This window comes from Micromonospora saelicesensis, from assembly GCF_900091575.1.
GTDB lineage: Bacteria > Actinomycetota > Actinomycetes > Mycobacteriales > Micromonosporaceae > Micromonospora > Micromonospora saelicesensis.
This window is the reverse complement of the sequence record NZ_FMCR01000011.1, coordinates 45,738-62,309: the sequence shown is the minus strand read 5'-3', so window position 1 is coordinate 62,309 and position 16,572 is coordinate 45,738. Positions and strand designations below refer to the sequence as shown.

At 70.4% G+C, this 16,572-nt stretch carries 17 protein-coding genes; 13 read left to right on the top strand and 4 right to left on the bottom strand.

The annotated features are described in order from the left end of the window. Positions 1 to 141 precede the first annotated feature (141 nt). Positions 142 to 345, top strand: coding sequence for a hypothetical protein (locus GA0070561_RS32660; protein ID WP_141710518.1), 204 nt, complete (start codon positions 142 to 144; stop codon positions 343 to 345). Between the two features lie 228 nt (positions 346 to 573). Beyond that, positions 574 to 948, top strand: coding sequence for a VOC family protein (locus GA0070561_RS32655; protein WP_091409853.1), 375 nt, complete (start codon positions 574 to 576; stop codon positions 946 to 948). Positions 949 to 989: 41 nt separating this feature from the next. On the opposite strand, the gene GA0070561_RS32650 is transcribed toward GA0070561_RS32655, so the two are convergent. Together GA0070561_RS32650 and hemC are read right to left on the bottom strand one after the other, a co-directional pair. Further along, the gene (locus GA0070561_RS32650) at positions 990 to 1,385 is read right to left on the bottom strand and encodes an integrase (RefSeq protein ID WP_112680979.1); all 396 of its coding nucleotides are present in this window, start codon (positions 1,383 to 1,385) and stop codon (positions 990 to 992) included. Between the two features lie 118 nt (positions 1,386 to 1,503). Continuing rightward, complete coding sequence (gene hemC / locus GA0070561_RS32645) at positions 1,504 to 2,439, bottom strand: hydroxymethylbilane synthase (protein WP_091410013.1); 936 nt, start codon at positions 2,437 to 2,439, stop codon at positions 1,504 to 1,506. Positions 2,440 to 2,626: 187 nt separating this feature from the next. On the opposite strand from hemC, the gene GA0070561_RS32640 reads away from it, so the two are divergent. From GA0070561_RS32640 to GA0070561_RS32625, 4 genes are all read left to right on the top strand, one after another. Then, positions 2,627 to 3,469, top strand: coding sequence for a ComEA family DNA-binding protein (locus tag GA0070561_RS32640; RefSeq protein WP_091409848.1), 843 nt, complete (start codon positions 2,627 to 2,629; stop codon positions 3,467 to 3,469). Positions 3,470 to 3,522: 53 nt separating this feature from the next. After that, positions 3,523 to 5,925, top strand: coding sequence for a ComEC/Rec2 family competence protein (locus GA0070561_RS32635; protein ID WP_091410009.1), 2,403 nt, complete (start codon positions 3,523 to 3,525; stop codon positions 5,923 to 5,925). Between the two features lie 301 nt (positions 5,926 to 6,226). Next, positions 6,227 to 7,207, top strand: coding sequence for a DNA polymerase III subunit delta (gene holA, locus GA0070561_RS32630; RefSeq protein ID WP_091409844.1), 981 nt, complete (start codon positions 6,227 to 6,229; stop codon positions 7,205 to 7,207). Beyond that, positions 7,204 to 7,626, top strand: coding sequence for a hypothetical protein (locus GA0070561_RS32625; RefSeq protein ID WP_091409841.1), 423 nt, complete (start codon positions 7,204 to 7,206; stop codon positions 7,624 to 7,626). The genes holA and GA0070561_RS32625 overlap by 4 nt, the downstream gene beginning before the upstream one ends. Positions 7,627 to 7,751: 125 nt before the next feature. Here the strand turns inward: GA0070561_RS32625 and rpsT are convergent, their stop codons facing one another. Together rpsT and GA0070561_RS32615 are read right to left on the bottom strand one after the other, a co-directional pair. Further along, positions 7,752 to 8,018, bottom strand: coding sequence for a 30S ribosomal protein S20 (rpsT, locus tag GA0070561_RS32620; protein WP_030491765.1), 267 nt, complete (start codon positions 8,016 to 8,018; stop codon positions 7,752 to 7,754). 297 nt (positions 8,019 to 8,315) lie between these two features. Then, the gene (locus tag GA0070561_RS32615; protein WP_091409838.1) at positions 8,316 to 9,302 is read right to left on the bottom strand and encodes an aminoglycoside phosphotransferase family protein; all 987 of its coding nucleotides are present in this window, start codon (positions 9,300 to 9,302) and stop codon (positions 8,316 to 8,318) included. 61 nt (positions 9,303 to 9,363) lie between these two features. On the opposite strand from GA0070561_RS32615, the gene GA0070561_RS32610 reads away from it, so the two are divergent. The 7 genes from GA0070561_RS32610 to GA0070561_RS32580 all read left to right on the top strand — a co-directional run bounded on the left by GA0070561_RS32610 (position 9,364) and on the right by GA0070561_RS32580 (position 16,572). Beyond that, positions 9,364 to 9,900: a DUF4240 domain-containing protein gene (locus tag GA0070561_RS32610; RefSeq protein WP_091409835.1), complete on the top strand. Its 537-nt coding sequence runs from the start codon at positions 9,364 to 9,366 to the stop codon at positions 9,898 to 9,900. 116 nt (positions 9,901 to 10,016) lie between these two features. After that, the gene (gene lepA / locus GA0070561_RS32605; protein WP_091409831.1) at positions 10,017 to 11,894 is read left to right on the top strand and encodes a translation elongation factor 4; all 1,878 of its coding nucleotides are present in this window, start codon (positions 10,017 to 10,019) and stop codon (positions 11,892 to 11,894) included. Positions 11,895 to 12,214: 320 nt separating this feature from the next. After that, entirely contained in the window at positions 12,215 to 12,499 is a 285-nt protein-coding gene (locus GA0070561_RS32600; protein ID WP_091409827.1) for a GlsB/YeaQ/YmgE family stress response membrane protein, read from the top strand. A 440-nt stretch (positions 12,500 to 12,939) separates the two neighbouring features. Continuing rightward, positions 12,940 to 13,224, top strand: a complete 285-nt coding sequence (locus tag GA0070561_RS32595) for a GlsB/YeaQ/YmgE family stress response membrane protein (RefSeq protein WP_091410004.1) — start codon at positions 12,940 to 12,942, stop codon at positions 13,222 to 13,224. A 251-nt stretch (positions 13,225 to 13,475) separates the two neighbouring features. After that, complete coding sequence (locus tag GA0070561_RS32590; RefSeq protein WP_091409824.1) at positions 13,476 to 14,762, top strand: sugar ABC transporter substrate-binding protein; 1,287 nt, start codon at positions 13,476 to 13,478, stop codon at positions 14,760 to 14,762. Beyond that, positions 14,759 to 15,745, top strand: coding sequence for a carbohydrate ABC transporter permease (locus GA0070561_RS32585; RefSeq protein WP_091409821.1), 987 nt, complete (start codon positions 14,759 to 14,761; stop codon positions 15,743 to 15,745). The genes GA0070561_RS32590 and GA0070561_RS32585 overlap by 4 nt, the downstream gene beginning before the upstream one ends. Beyond that, positions 15,742 to 16,572: a carbohydrate ABC transporter permease gene (locus GA0070561_RS32580; protein WP_091409818.1), complete on the top strand. Its 831-nt coding sequence runs from the start codon at positions 15,742 to 15,744 to the stop codon at positions 16,570 to 16,572. Before GA0070561_RS32585 ends, GA0070561_RS32580 begins: the two co-directional genes overlap by 4 nt.

The following is a 16,572-nucleotide window of genomic DNA, read 5'->3' as shown; positions in this document are numbered from 1 at the left end:
ACAGTGGATACAGTGAGACAGTGATCGGGTGCTCCTGGACTTCAGCACTCCTGAGGTATCCGGTCTGCCCGCCCTGAGGGAATTCATCGCAAGGCTTCGGCCCTCAGGGCGGGCTACTTCGGATCGCGCGGAGGGCCGAACATGCCAATCGATGAACCGGTGTCCACCGCGACCGAACTGTTCATGGCCAAGCGGGTGCTGGATGCTCACTGGACCCGGGCGCTCGACCGGCCGTGGCGGGCAGGAGGGTGCCTGGAGTGCCGAGGACGCAGCGAGTGCCGACAACTCGACTGGGCGTTGGCGGTCATGGCAGAAGTCGCCTCGGTCATGCTCCAGAAACGGTGAATGATCCTGCCCGCGCCGCTGTGTTAGCCTCCGTGCGCGCCCCAGATGGGCCTACCCCCCGGAGGTTTTGGCTACTTCAGCCACCACGCCGAGATCGACGCGATGTACGCGTCTCTCGTGCGGGATCCGGGGCGTCGGTGCCCTCGGGGCTTCGTCATCTGCGTGGCTGGCTGAACGCTGTGGGCCTCCGGTCGGGTCTTCGGATCGACCGGGAAGAAGACGGTACGGATGGCAGTCACGTTCAACCACACCATCATCGCCAGCAAGGACAAGAACGCCTCGGCCGCGTTCTACCGGGAGTTGTTCGAGCTGCCGGAGGCGCCTTCGTGGGGGCCGTTCGCCAACGTCCAACTGGATGAGGGTGTGCTGCTCCAGTTCGCCGAGCCGCCGGTGGACATCCAGATGCAGCACTACGCGTTCCTCGTCGACGACGAGTTGTTCGTGCGGTGCCTGGCGTTTGTCGAGGGGCGCGGCATCACGTACTGGGCCGACCCGCAGTTGAAGCGCGAGGGGGAGACCAACACCGAGCACGGTGGCCGGGGCTTCTACTTCTTCGACCCGGCTGGCCACGCGATCGAAATCATCACCCGGCCGTACCTGTAGCAGGCCCGTCGGCCGGTCGGGCGCGGTTGCCCCACCGGCCGTCAGCCTCGCTGCCGAGCCTCGTGGGTCGTGGGGCCGCTCTCGCCCGGGCGTACGGGATCAGTCAGTTGGAACCCCGTCGCCGCGAAGTTGGCCCCATGCTCGCGGTCGGACAGCACGAACGTTCCGCCCCGCTGCTCTGGCTGCCAGCCACTCTTCAGGCCGCAGACGATGACCGCCCGCACGTCGGCGGGTGTGGGGTAACCGTTGTCGACAACGTACGGCCCGGGGGTCGACAACAGATCCGCTTCGAGTTTCTGGCTGGTCTTGCCGCCGGGTCCCCAGGCGCGAACGTGGACGGCTCGGCGGTAGAAACCGTTGACCTGCACGGTGTGCAGCGCCGCGCGCCACGTGAAGGTGTGCCCGTCGATGTGTATCCGCCGTAGTCGAGCCCGCATCTGAGCCACCTCCGTGGTCGGACCCGTCAAGATCGACACGACGTACTCTACTTCCAAATCCCCAATGGACCGGTTGGAATTTGCCTACCGGCGCGCGACGGCGGTACCCGGCGGACGGTCAGGCGTGCGCGGACAGGTCGAGGAGGTCACGGGCACCCTGCCGGAGCAGGGCGGCGGCCACGGAGGTCCCGAGGGTGATCGGATCCGCTGCCCATTCGTGTGCGTCGAGCACTGTCTTGCCGTCGACGCTGATCACCCTCGCCCGTAGGCCGAGGCGTCCGTCGGGCTCGGTGCGGGCAAGCGCAGCGATGGGGGAATGACAGTTCCCCTGCAGGATGTGCAGCATCGTCCGTTCCGCCACGGTCTCCCGCCAGGCCCGTGGGTCGCCGAGGCTGGCTGCCAGGTCACGGGTGCTGGTGTCGTCTTCGCGGCATTGCAGGACCAGAGTGCCGGAGCCGACGGCCGGGACCATCGTGTCGACGTCGATCGGATGCGTGATCCGGGCGGCCTGCCCGATCCGCTCCAGCCCGGAGTACGCGAGCAGCAGCGCGTCGTACCTGTCGCCGGCGTCGAGTTTGGCGAGCCTGCTGTTCGCGTTGCCGCGGATGGGCACCGGCACCAGGCTCGGCCAGTGCAGTGCCAGCTGCGCGACCCGCCGGACGGCGGAGGTGCCGATCCGGGTGCCGGGGGGCAGTTGGTCGATTCGCAGCCCGCCCGGGTGCACAAGGCAGTCCCGGACATCGTCACGGGCCAGGTAGGCGGCCATCACCGTGCCGGCTGGTGCCGGCCGGTCTCCGGGGACGTCCTTGACGCAGTGCACCACCAGGTCCACATCCCCGGCGATCAGGGCGGTGTCCACCTCCTTGGTGAACGCCCCCTTGCCGCCCAGGGCGGCAAGGTCACCGTGCCAGCGGTCCCCGCTTGCCGACATCGACAACACGTCCACGGTGACCTCATGGTGCCGTTCGGCGAGCATCGCGCGAACCCGCTCGACCTGCGCGAGAGCCATCGGAGAGTTGCGCGTGCCGATGCGCAGCAGGCGGGAGTCGGCCATACCGGCGAGGGTAGTCCGCTCGATGCGGGTGCCGTCGACCAGACCGGTTGCCCAGGCCAAGCGCCGACATTCGACTGCGGCCTACCAGATCCGGGCATGATCAGGGCGTTGTCCACAAGGGCGGTGGTTGTCCACAGGGCAGCGCGGTGACCCTCCGCCGTCCCGACCGCCGTCATAGCGTCGCGTTGTGTCGCACGACGAGGAGACAGAGGTACGCCAGCGCCTGCGCCGGTTGACGGAGACGGTTGTCGCACCGTTACCCCGGCCCGAGGCGTCGGCGGCGGGCGTACCCCCGTTTGGTGCGCCGCTCGTGGACGCAACCCCGGGTGGCGTGTTGCCGTCCCAGCTTGCGGCATCGGTCGCGGAGCCAGCACCGGACGGCCTTGCGGTCCCGCCCGAGTTGCGGTTGCCCGGCCCGTCGGCGTTCGACCCGGGGCGGCGGGGCGTGCGGGCGTTGGCGGTGGTCGCCGTGGTGGTGGTCGCGGGTGCGGCAGGTTGGGCCTGGCAGGCCCGGCCGCAGTCGGAGCCGGTCGCCCCGCTGGCCAGCGACGCCGCGTCGGCCGCACCGGCGGGCGACCCCAGCGCGTCCAGCTCCGGCGAGTTGGTGGTGGCGGTCGCCGGCAAGGTCCGAAAACCCGGTTTGGTACGCCTGCCGGCCGGGTCCCGTCTCGCCGACGCGGTGCAGGCGGCCGGCGGCGCGCTCCCGGGGGTCGACGTGGCGCTGCTCAACCCCGCCCGCAAGGTCACCGATGGCGAGCTGATCGTGGTCGGGGTGACGCCACCGCCGGCGCCGGGCGGTGCGGCCGGGCCTGCGGCGGGCGGTGCGGCTCCCGCCGCCGGGCCGCTGAACCTCAACACCGCGACACTGGCGCAGCTCGACACGCTGCCCGGGGTCGGGCCGGTGCTCGCCCAACGGATCCTCACCCATCGAGATCATCACGGCGGGTTCAAGTCCGTTGGCGACCTACGCCAGGTCGACGGGATCGGCGATGCTCGTTACGAGCAGCTCAAGGATCTGGTGACGGTGTGAGCGAGTCCGCCGTCGCCGCAGACCCACCACCGGTCGGCCGGCCCCAGCCCCGGATGCCGGCCGGGCCGGCGCAGCCCGCGCCGTCGGCCGGCCCGGCCCGGTCCGAGCCGCCGGATCTGCGACTGGCCGGGCTCGCCGTGGCGGCCTGGCTCACCGCGCTCGCCGGCCTGCACCTCGGCAGCCGCACCACGCTGCTGGTGGCCGGCGCGGCGGCCGGTCTGACGGCAATTGGCGCCGTGCATCTGCTCGGCCGCCTCGGCCGTCCCCGAGCCGTGGTGCGGCGCTACGGGTGGGTGGCCGTGGCGGTCGGCCTCGGGGTGGTCTGCGCTGGTGCGGCCACCGCCGCCCGGCTCGCCGTTCGCGACGCGCCGGCGATACGCGCCCTCGCCGAGCAACGCGCTCCGATCACCGCCGACCTGGTCGTCCGGGACGACCCGCGGCCAATCCGGAGCGCCGGGCGACCGGGCATGCTGCTGGTGTCGTCCGAGCTGGTCCGGCTCACCGGCCCGGATGGTCGACGGATCCACGCATCGGTGCGGCTGCTCGTCCTGGCCGCCGATCCGGCGTGGCGGGGCCTGCTGCCCGGGCAGCGCCTCACCGTCGACGGCCGGCTCGGGGTTCCGCGCGGCGGCGACCTCACCGCGGCGGTGCTCAGCACCAACGATCCGCCGCAGCGGCACGGCGTGCCGTCCTGGGCGCAGCGCGCCGCCGGGACGCTGCGTACCGGCCTGCAACGGGCCTGCGCGCCGCTGCCCGACGACCCCGGTGGGCTGCTGCCCGGTCTGGTGGTGGGCGACACCAGCCGACTGCCACCCGCCGTCGAGGAAGACTTCCAGGCAACCGGGATGACCCATCTCAATGCGGTCTCCGGCTCCAACGTGGCAATCGTGGTGGGTGCGGTGCTGTTGCTGGCCCGGTGGTCGCGTGCCGGTCCGTGGCTCGCCGCCGCGCTGTGCGGGGTGGCGCTGGTGGGTTTCGTCATCCTGGTCCGCCCGTCGCCGAGCGTCGTACGGGCAGCCACGATGGGAGCGATCGGGCTCGCCGCGCTCGCAGCCGGTCGACCTCGGGCGGCGCTTCCCGCGCTGGCCGCCGCCGTGACCGTGCTGGTGCTCGTCGACCCCGAGTTGGCCGGGGATCCCGGGTTCGCCCTCTCCGTGCTGGCCACCGGTGGCCTGCTGCTGCTCGCGCCGCGTTGGCGGGACGGACTGCGTCGGCGAGGCGTCCCGCCTGGGCTGGCCGAGGCACTGGCAGTGCCGGCGGCTGCCCAACTTGCCTGCGGCCCGGTCGTCGCCGGGATCTCCGGCACGGTGAGCGTGGTGGCGGTGCCGGCGAACCTGCTGGCGGTACCGGCCATCGCGCCAGCGACCGTGCTGGGCGTGCTGGCGGCCATGGTGTCGCCGATCTGGCCGGCCGGCGCCGAGTTCGTCGCGTGGCTGGCGAGTTGGCCGGCCTGGTGGCTGGTGGTCATCGCCCGCCACGGTGCTCGACTGCCAGGTGGAACCCTCCCGTGGCCGGGCGGGGTGCCCGGTGCCCTGCTACTGACCGGGCTGACCGTCGCGCTGCTGATCGCGGTGCGCCGGCCACTCGTACGCCGGCTGGTGACGGTGGTTGGGGTCGCCGCAGTGCTGGGTGCCCTGCCGGTTCGGCTGCTGGCCGCCGGCTGGCCGCCCGCCGGGTGGGTGGTGGTGGCCTGCGCGGTGGGGCAGGGCGACGCACTGGTGCTCCCGGTCGACCCCGGCCGTGCCGTGGTGGTGGACGCCGGGCCGGAACCGGGTGCGGTGGACGGTTGCCTGCGACGGCTCGGCGTACGGGAGGTGCCCCTGCTGGTGATCAGTCACTTTCACGTGGACCACGTGGGCGGGGTGGCCGGCGTGTTCCGGGGGCGGCGGGTGGGTGCCGTCCTGATGCCGTCGTCCACCGACCCGGAGAGCGGTCGGGAACTGGTTCGGGCGGCGGCCAACGGCGGGCGGGCCGCGCTGCTGACCACCGTGGCCGGCGCTCGCCATCCCGTGGGCGGGGTCGACCTGCTGGTGCTCGGCCCGCCGTACCCGCTGGCCGGGACCAGGTCCGACCCGAACAACAACTCGCTGGTGCTGCGCGCCACGGTGGCCGGGGTACGGATCCTGTTGGCCGGCGACGCGGAGACCGAGGAACAGCACGCGATGGTGGCGCGGGCGGCCCCCGGTCAGTTACGGGCGGACGTGTTGAAGGTCGCGCACCACGGCTCGGCGTACCAGGACCAGGGCTTCCTCGACGCGGTGCGGCCGACAGTGGCGCTCGTGCCGGTGGGCACCGGCAACACGTACGGGCATCCGAGTCCGGGGCTGCTCACCCAACTGGGCAGGGACGGCGTGCGGGTGCTGCGCACCGACACGGACGGCGACGTGGCTGCGGTCCGGACGGGTGACGGCCTGGCGGTAGCCCGGCGAGGTGTGCCCGCGGGCCGCCAGCCCTGACCCGCGGGCCGGCGGCGCTGATCCGCAGGCCGGCAGCCTTGCGGCGCGGGCCGGCGGCCTGACCCGCGTTGACCGTCCGGTCGTTGATCGACTCGGGATCGCTGACCTCGGGGTATCAGCGGCGGTCCGACACCGCAGTTTCCTTGATCCCGTGTGGATCAAGGAAACTGGCTTCCGATTAATCGGGCGACTTGCGAATTAAACGGGGAATTGAGTTGGATGTCTGGATTTGCGCTGTGTGCGGGCTGCGCCGATCAAGCAGCGAATGAGCAGGCACGATCCCGCCGCAGGCCGTGCGAATATGGGCGGCGTGACCCCCGCCAGCCTCGCCCCCATTCTGCTCGTCCTCGGTGACGAGGAACTGCTCGCCACGCGCGCGGTCACCGAGGCTGTCGCGAAGGTTCGCAGTGTCGACCCTGAGGTGGACGTCCGCGAGTACCAGGCCAGCGCGCTCACCGTCGGCGAGATCGCCGAGATGCTCAGCCCCTCGCTGTTCGGCGGGCGGCGGCTGCTGATCCTGCGTTCCGGCCAGGACGCCCGCAAGGACCTGGTCGCCGCGCTGTTGGCGTACGCGAAGAATCCCGACCCGGAGGTCCAGCTGCTGGTGCTGCACCTGGGCGGTGCCAAGGGCAAGGCCTTCGCCGACGGTCTGCGGGCGGCCGGCGCGACGGTGGTCCCGGCCGCCAAGCTCAAGGGGCACCGTGACCGGGTGGCCTTCGTTCGCGACGAGATCCGCAGGGCCGGCGGAAAGTGCACCGACGACGCCGCCGAGGCGCTCATCGCCGCGGTCGGCAACGACATGCGTGAGCTGGCCGCCGCCTGCTCCCAACTGGTCGCGGACACCGATGGGCGGATCAGTGCCGAGACGGTCTCCCGTTACTACCGGGGTCGGGTCGAGGTGACCGGCTTCACGGTGGCGGACGCCACCATGGTCGGCGACGTGCCGGCGGCGCTTGAGGCACTGCGCTGGGCCCTGCACGTCGGGGTCGACCCGGTGCCCATCGCCGACGCCCTGGCCGACGGGGTGCGCACGGTGGCCCGGGTGGCGTCGGCCGGACGAGGTAGTCCGTACCAGCTCGCCAGCAGCCTCGGAATGCCCGCCTGGAAGATCGAGCGGGCGCAGCGGCAGGGGCGGGGCTGGACGCCGGAGGGCCTGGTCCAGGCCATGCAGGCCGCCGCCGAGTGCAACGCGGCCGTCAAGGGCGGCTCCGACGACCGGGCGTACGCCCTGGAGCGTGCGGTCTTCTCGGTCGCGGCGGCCCGGCAGGGCAGCACCAGGTGACGGGGGCGAACCGCCCGGCGTGGGCCACCATTCCCGTGGACGAGGAGCGTTACCGGCCGCTCTACGCCCGGCTCCTCGGCCTGCGGTTCGTCAACCCCGGCGGCGTGCTGTGCTTCCTCTTCTTCGAGGGTGCCATCGCACTGGCGGTGCTGCTCGCCCTCGCCGAGCTGGTCAGTTGGTGGGCGGTGCTGGTGTTGCCGGTCGTGGTGGCCGCCATGGTGAAGCTCAACGACATGGTGGCCGCGATCGTGGTCCGCTCCGCCGCGCTCGTGCCCGAGCAGGAACGGGACCGGTTTCGCCGGCAGATGGAACCGGTGGTCGGCCGAGCCCGGGTGGAGTGGGTCTCACACAGCGTTCCCGGCGTGGTGATCACCGCCGACCCGGTGCCACCGCCCCGGCGGGCCAACCCGTCAGACTGAGCGCCGACCCTGTCGGGGCCCATGCACAGAACGGCCGGCCCGGATGAACACGGCCGGCCTCTGGACACACGGAAACCCCGGGCCTGGGGCCCGGGGTTTTCCGAATCAGTCTGACGGTGAAGTCGTCAGGCGGAGAGCGACACCACGCGCTTCGCGATCGCGGACTTGCGGTTCGCGGCCTGGTTGGAGTGGATCACGCCCTTGCTGACGGCCTTGTCCAGCTTGCGCGAGGCGTCCAGCATGAGCGCGGTCGCCTTCTCGACGTCACCGGCCTCGGCAGCCTCGTGGAACTTCCGGACGGCGGTCTTCAGCGACGACTTGACCGACTTGTTGCGCAGCCGGGCCTTCTCGTTCTGCCGGTTGCGCTTGATCTGGGACTTGATGTTCGCCACGCGACAGCCTCGTCTTGATAGCTCGGGTTGGTCAGCTTATTGCGCGTGATGACGAACGTGCGTCATCGCTGCGCGAAGAGCCAGGTTACCAGGTCGCCGGGGACGAGCCAAAACGACTCGGCCTTCGCGCGGACGGACCCGGCCCGTCGGGCACCAGGTTACGCCCTCGAACACGGCTGCGGCTCACCGCCAGCCCGGCGGCGAGCCGGTTCGCCGCACCGCCAGCCCGGCCGCGTCGCCGCGAGCCCGCCCCAGGCCAGCCCGCGTCACCGCCAGCCCATCCCAGGCCAGCCTGCGTCACCGCCAGCCCTGGCGGCGGGCCAGCCAGTCGAGCGACTGCTCGCCGCTCCACCGCTGGTGGGCGGGCAGGTGCGGCGAGGCCGTCGGCGGTGCCGCCGCAGCACCGGTGAGGTAGTAGCCGGCCAACGCGGCCAGGGTGGCGTCCAGCGCGTCCGGGGGCGCGCCGGCGGTGGCCGGGTGCGCGGCGAAGAGCCGGTCCGCGTCCAGCCCGCTGGCGTACGCGGTGAGCAGCAGGCCGGCCAGGTCGAACCAGGCCGGCCCGGAGCAGACCCAGGTCCAGTCGCAGAACCAGGCTCGGCCGTCCGAATTGATCAGCACGTTGTCGACCCGCAGGTCGCCGTGGATCAGGCCGGTCGCGCCGGCTGCGTACCGGGGGAGGAGGGACTCCAACTCCACCAGCTCGGGCAGCCGGCCCAGCAGCGGCTCGGGCAGCGGTGGGGTCGGCTCCCGACCGGCGGCGACCTCCTCCCACCAGAGGATGTCCGACCGGGCCAGGTCGGCCAGGTGGGGCAGGCCGAGCGCGGTCAGCTCGGCCGGCGGGTCGGCCAGGGCGGCGGTGACCCGCGCGTACCCGGCGAGGGTGGCGTCCAACTCGGCGGCTCCCCAGGGCAGGTGCGGGGTGTGCCCGTCGACGGCGTCGGTGCAGAGCACGAACCAGCCGGCCGCGGAGAGGGTCCACCGGGGGCGGGGCGCCGGCAGGTCGGCCGGCAGCCGGTCGAGGATCGCGGCCTCTCGGGCGTACCAGTCGACCAGATGCGGTTGCTCGGCGGCGGGTGCGGCCTTGACGAAGGCCCGACCACCGTCGGCGGTGTCGAGCACGGCGGCGAACCCGCGGGTGAAGCCCGCGCCCGCGACCCGGGCGGTGACCACCGGCGCGCCGAGCCGTTCGGCGACCGCGGCCCGCAGCGCCGCCGGTAACGCCGGCCACGACGGGCGCAGGGCGCTCGCGTGGTACGGCACCGGCGGCAGCAGGGGAGGGGACATCCCACCATGCTGCCCCGGGGTACGTGCGCGACGCACGGCGACACTGCCAGACTGCCAAGCCATGAGGACCGAGGACTTCTGGCAGCTGATCGACGAGGCGCGGGCCGGCGGCGGGGGTGAGCCCGGCCCGGTCGCCGCGCGGGCCGTGGCGTTGCTCGCCCAGCGCGACCCGGAGGACATCATCGGGTACGCGCGGCACCAGACGCGGGTGCTGGCCGCCTCGCACAAGGCGGATCTTTGGGGTGCGGCGTACCTGATCAACGGTGGCGCCTCGGCCGACGGCTTCGAACACTTCCGGGGCTGGCTGATGACCCAGGGGCGGGCCGTCTTCGCCCGCGCGGTCGCCGAACCGGACTCGCTGGCCGAACTGCCCCAGGTGCGGGCGGCCTCGCTCAGCGGCGAGGAGTTCTCCGCCGAGCAGATGCTCTCGGTGCCCTGGGACGCGTACCGCAAGGCCACCGCGACCGAACTGCCGGCGGACCGCGACCCGGTCCGGACGCCGGATCTCAACGACTTCTGGGACTTCGACGACGAGGACGAGGCGCGTCGCCGGCTGCCCCGACTGGCCGCGCTCTTCGTCGAGCCGCCGATGGAGTGAGGGGTCCTCGGGCCGTTCCATCGCCCGCGCAGTGGGCGCACCCCGGCGGCGTGGGAACATAGAGGGGGTCGGCGGCGCGCCGGCCTGTTCACGTCAGCCGACCAGAACGGACCGCTGTGCCACCGAAGCTCGATCCCGGCGCGAACGCCCCTGGTGCCACCGACCCCGGTCGCATCCGGAACTTCGGCATCATCGCCCACATCGACCACGGGAAGTCGACCCTGGCCGACCGGATGTTGCAGCTCACCGGCGTGGTCGACCCGCGGCAGATGCGCGCGCAGTACCTGGACCGGATGGACATCGAGCGCGAGCGCGGCATCACCATCAAGAGCCAGGCCGTCCGCATGCCGTGGACCATCCGCGAGGGTGAGCGGGCTGGTGAGCAGGCGGTGCTCAACATGATCGACACCCCGGGGCACGTGGACTTCACCTACGAGGTGTCCCGGTCGCTGGCCGCCTGCGAGGGTGCCGTGCTGCTGGTCGACGCCGCGCAGGGCATCGAGGCGCAGACCCTGGCCAACCTCTACCTGGCTCTCGAGAACGACCTGCGGATCATCCCGGTGCTCAACAAGATCGACCTGCCGGCCGCGCAGCCGGAGAAGTACGCCGAGGAGCTTGCCCACCTGATCGGCGGTGACCCCGCCGACTGCATCCGGGTCTCCGGCAAGACCGGCGAGGGCGTTCCGTACCTGCTCGACGAGATCGTCCGGCAGTTCATCCCACCGGTCGGTGACGCCGTGGCGCCCGCCCGCGCGATGATCTTCGACTCGGTGTACGACGTCTACCGCGGCGTCGTCACGTACGTCCGGGTCATCGACGGCCGGATCAGCGCCCGCGACCGGATCAAGATGATGTCCACCGGTGCGGTGCACGAGCTGCTGGAGATCGGTGTCATCTCACCCGAGATGGTCAAGGCCGAGGCGCTCGGCGTCGGCGAGGTCGGCTACCTGATCACCGGTGTGAAGGACGTCCGGCAGTCCCGGGTCGGTGACACGGTCACCATCAATAGCCGGCCGGCGGCCGAGGCGTTGGGTGGTTACAAGGACCCGAAGCCGATGGTCTACTCCGGCCTCTACCCGATCGACGGGTCCGACTACCCCAACCTGCGCGAGGCGTTGGACAAGCTCAAGCTCAACGACGCCGCCCTGGACTACGAGCCGGAAACCTCCGGCGCGCTCGGTTTCGGCTTCCGCTGCGGCTTCCTCGGCCTGCTCCACCTGGAAATCATCCGGGAGCGGCTGGAGCGCGAGTACAACCTCGACCTGATCTCCACCGCGCCCAACGTCGTCTACCGGGCGATCACGGACGACGGCGAGGAGATCGTCGTCACCAACCCGAGCGAGTACCCCACCGGCAAGATCGCCGAGGTGTACGAGCCGGTGGTCCGGGCCACAGTGCTGACGCCAAACGACTACGTGGGCGCGGTCATGGAGCTCTGCCAGGGTCGGCGCGGCACCCTGCTCGGCATGGACTACCTCTCCGCCGACCGGGTGGAGCTGCGCTACACGCTGCCCCTAGCGGAGATCATCTACGACTTCTTCGACCAGTTGAAGAGCCGCACCAAGGGCTACGCCTCACTCGACTACGAGCCCTCCGGCGAGCAGGCGTCCGACCTGGTGAAGGTCGACATCCTGCTGCACGGTGAGCCGGTGGACGCGTTCAGCGCCATCGTGCACAAGGACAAGGCGTACAACTACGGCGTCACCATCGCCGCCAAGCTGCGCACCCTGATCCCGCGCCAGCAGTTCGAGGTACCGATCCAGGCGGCCATCGGCAGCCGGGTCATCGCCCGGGAGACCATCCGGGCGATCCGCAAGGACGTGCTCGCCAAGTGCTACGGCGGCGACATCAGCCGTAAGCGCAAGCTGCTGGAGAAGCAGAAGGAAGGCAAGAAGCGGATGAAGATGGTCGGCCGGGTCGAGGTGCCGCAGGAGGCCTTCATCGCCGCCCTCTCCTCCGACTCCGGCGACGGCAAGGCCGCCGGCAAGAAGTAGTTCGCGCCGCCGTACGCGCCCGGGTGCCACCCGCACCCGGGCGCGTCGCGTTTCCGGACGCCTCGTGTGCGCCGGTGCGGGGAGTGTGACCGCCGGGTGCCGAAAATTTTTTGTCGCTGTTGTGCGGCCGACGGAGCGACGAAGTGGGCTCCTACCTGTGTGGACGTACTCACGCGTCAACCGACGCACCTCCGAAACATTGACTGCTGACAGTGTCGATTGAGGTGAGTCGGTTTGGGCTTTCGGTGGGTCGGGCACTTAGCCGTCACGACAGGAAGCACACAACTCGTGTGTCAGACATTCTTTGAAGGAGGGCGACCGTGGAGTTCACCGTGTGGGGCATCATCACTGCGATCGTTGTCGGTCTCATCGTCGGCGCGCTCGGCCGGCTGGTCGTCCCGGGCCGGCAGAACATGCCGATCTGGCTGCACATGCTGATCGGTATCGGCGCGGCCCTGCTGGGCACCGTCCTGGCGCGGGCCATCGGCATCGCGACCGAGACGAGCGGTATCGACTGGGGCGAGCTGCTGGTGCAGGTCGTGGTGGCCGCGATCGCTGTCGCGCTGGTGGCCGGTGTGGGTGGCCGCCGCCGCGTGACCCGGTAACACCACAGCACCAACTCGTACCACCGCGACACCTCCGATGGGCGCCCGACCGACAGGTCGGGCGCCCATCGGCGTACTGCCGCCGCGAGGGCCGCCGCCGCTTCCTGCTGGACGTCTCCGGCGAGCTGGATCGCGGTGATCGACTCGGTTTTGCTGATGTCGTGGTGTCCCGGTGGGTCCAATACCGCGGATTCAATGACCTCGTGTTGATCAGGTCCGGCGACCCGGCGACCCGGGGACCGGGCGACCCGGTGGGCTGGTGGCCCGGGGAGCCGGTGGGCCGGCGAGCTGGTGGGACCGCGGTGGAACGTGTCCCTGTCGGGCAAGTCGTGATCGTTTGGTGATTGAAGTCGGTTTGGATTTTCGGTGGGTAGGGCAATTAACGGTCACGACAGGAAGCACACGCACCGTGTGTCAGACATTCTTGAAGGAGGGTGGCCGTGGAGCTCACCGTGTGGGGCATCATCACTGCGATCGTTGTTGGTCTCATCGTCGGCGCGCTCGGCCGCCTGGTCGTCCCGGGCCGGCAGAACATGCCGATCTGGCTGCACCTGCTGATCGGTGTCGGCGCCGCGCTGCTGGGCACCGTCCTGGCGCGGGCCATCGGCATCGCGACCGAGACGAGCGGTATCGACTGGGCCGAGCTGCTGGTGCAGGTCGTTGTGGCCGCGATCGCGGTCGCCCTGGTGGCCGGTGTGGGTCGCCGCCGCAGCGTCACCCGATAACGACCCGGCATCATCTGGCGACACAGCACCACTCGTAGGACAGCACGACCCGAAAGAGCGCCCGGCCGAGAGCCGGGCGCTCTTTCGTGCTGAAAGGCCCAACTTTGGCCGGATGTTGGAGTGCCGGTCGTCGGGCCGCTGCGGTACGGTCGCCACGCTTCGGCCAGTCCCGCCCACTGTCGTAAAGGAATTCTCCGTACTAGGGTGCGGCGGAGAAGGTTAGTTCCAGGCGGCGCGAGGGGAGAAGTGGCGTGAACAGGTGGAAGCGGCTGGCCCCGGTCACCGCCATGGTGGCCTCGGCCGCGATGGTGCTGACCGGCTGTGGAGGCTCCGGCGACGATGCGGCCGACGACAGCAAGCTCACGGTCTGGATGATGGGTGAGGGCGGGGACGCGCAGAACTCCTTCCTCGACGGGGTCGAGGCCGAGTTCCGCCAGAAGCACCCCGACACCGATGTGGTCGTGCAGTACATCCCCTGGCTGGAGGCGCCCAAGAAGTTCCAGGCGGCGCTCGCCGGCGGTGAGGGGCCGGACATCACCGAACTGGGTAACACCGAGACCCAGGGTTGGGCCGCCCAGGAGGCGCTCGCCGACGTGAGTGGTCGGATGGGCGGCTGGGCCGACGGCAAGGATCTGCTGCCCGACCTGGTGCGCAACGCGCAGCTCGACGGCAAGCAGTACGGCGTGCCCTGGTACGCCGGTGTGCGCGCGATCTACTACCGCACCGACTGGTTCGCCGAGGCCGGCGTGCAGCCCCCGAAGAGCTGGGACGAGCTGGTCACCGTGGCCAAGGCCGTGCAGGCGAAGAAGAAGGGCACCTACGGCATCGCCCTTCCCGGCAACTCTGAGCTGCCCTTCTACTCCTTCCTCTGGGGCGCCGGCGGCGAGATTGCCAGCAACCAGGGCGGCACCTGGAAGTCCGGCTACACCACGCCCGAGGCGCAGCGGGCCGTCAAGTTCTGGACCGACCTGGTGACCGTGCACAAGGTCGCCCCGCCGGCGGCGGCGGGTTGGAACGAGATCGACGCGCGTACCCAGTTCGCCACCGGCAAGGCCGCGATGGCCTTCGCCGGCAGCTGGCAGCAGGGTGCCATCAAGAAGGACAACCCCGAGATCGAGAAGGTCTGGGGTACGTTCCCGATCCCCGGCCCGGACGGCAAGGCGGCGCCCGGTTTCGCGGGCGGCTCGGACGTGGCGATCTGGAAGGACAGCGAGCGGCAGGACCTGGCCTGGGACTACCTGACCGTGCTGCTCAACAAGAAGAACGCGCAGAGCTTCGCGAGCAGCCTCGGCTTCTTCCCGGTCTACAAGGACCTGGTCTCCGGTGACGCGTACGCGAACGACAAGGTGATGGCGGCGTTCGCCACCACCATGCAGAACACCAAGCTCACGCCGCTCACCCCGAAGTGGGTGGAGGTCAGCCGGACGAAGACGGTGACCCAGGCGATGAACAGCTCGGTCATGAAGGGTCAGAAGACGGTCGAGAAGGCTACCGCCGATGCGGCCGGTGAGATGGAAGGCATTTTGAACAGCAAGTGAGCTCACAGACAAAAAGCCCGGAGACGGCCGCCGCGCGGGAGAACCCCGCGCGGCGGCGTCGCCGGGTGGACCGCCTGCCCTACCTGCTGCTCCTGCCCGCCCTGCTGATCATCGGGGTGCTGCTGCTCTGGCCGCTCGGCCAGGTGGTGGTGATGTCCTTCTACCGGCTGAACAGCGTCCGCCAGCTGCGCGGCGATCGGGAGTGGCCGTGGGTGGGGTTCGGCAACTACGTCGACATCCTGTCCGACCCGTTCTTCCTGACCGTGCTGCGCAACACGGTTCTGTTCGCCGCGGCCAACGTGCTGCTCACCATGGTGCTCGGCACGCTGGTGGGGCTGCTGCTCAACCGGCTCGGTCGCAAGATGGCGACGTTCGTGGCCAGCTGCGTGATGCTCGCCTGGGCCACGCCGGCGCTGACCGGCACCATCGTCTGGAAGTGGATCTTCGACGACACGAGTGGCCTGGTCACGTGGCTGTTCAACGCGTTGCCGGACGGGCTCTCGAACAGCCTGTTCGGGCGCAGCGACTGGACCGGCTACGGCTGGTTCAACTCGCCGCTGCTCTTCTTCGCCATCCTCACCCTGGTGGTGGTCTGGCACTCGTTCCCGTTCATCGCGGTGAGTGTGCTGGCCGGTCTCAAGAGCGTGCCGAGTGAGCTGCACGAGGCGGCCCGGGTGGACGGCGCCAGCCCGTGGCGGGTCTTCTGGAAGATCACCTTCCCGTTGCTGCGCCCGGTCTTCGGGATCCTGATCGTGCTCTCCACGATCTGGGACTTCAAGGTCTTCACCCAGCAGTTCGTGCTGGCCGGCGGCACCCAGGACCGGCCGACGTTCATGCTCGCCATCTACTCGTACGCCGAAGCTTTCTCCCCGCCGCCCAAGTACGGGCTCGGCGCGGCCATCGCGGTGATCCTCACGCTGATCCTGCTCGTGGTCACCGGCTTCTACGTACGGATGGTGCTCAGGCAGGAGGACGAGTCGTGAAGAAAATCGCCCTCAACGGCGCCGGGCTGCTGGTCGCGCTCTTCGCGGCGTTTCCGGTCTACTGGATGATCTCCACCTCGCTGAAGCCGAGCAGCGAGATCTTCTCGGCCACCCCGCAGCCGGTGCCGACCCATCCGACGTTGACGCACTACCGGGAGATCCTGACCGGCAACCTGATCCCCGGTGTCAGTTTCCTCGACTTCTTCCTCAACAGCGCGCTGGTAGCCGTCTCCACTGTGGTGCTCAGCGGTCTGGTGGCGTTGCTCGCCGCGACCGCGGTGGCCCGGTTCCGCTTCAAGCTGCGGACCAGCTTCCTGATCATGCTGCTGGTGGTGCAGATGATCCCGCTGGAGGCGTTGGTCATCCCGCTGTTCCTGATGATCCAGCGGCTCGGGCTCTACAACACCCTGCCCAGCCTGATCCTCACGTACCTCGGTTTCTCGCTGCCGTTCGCGGTCTGGATGCTGCGCGGCTTCGTCGCCGCGGTGCCGAAGGAGCTGGAGGAGGCGGCGGCGATCGACGGGGCCAGCCGAGCCCAGATCTTCCGCCGGGTGCTCTTCCCGCTGGTTGCGCCCGGCCTGGTGGCCACCAGCATCTTCTCCTTCATCACGGCGTGGAACGAGCTGATCTTCGCGTTGACGTTCATCAACGACCAGGGCAGCTACACGCTGCCGGTGGCGATGACCTTCTTCTTCGGTCGGGACGACACCAACTGGGGGCCGGTGATGGCCGCGTCCACCCTGTTCACCCTGCCGGTCATCATCTTCTTCCTGCTGGTGCAGCGTCGGATGGTCTCCGGCCTGGTGGCCGGCGCCGTCAAGGGCTGA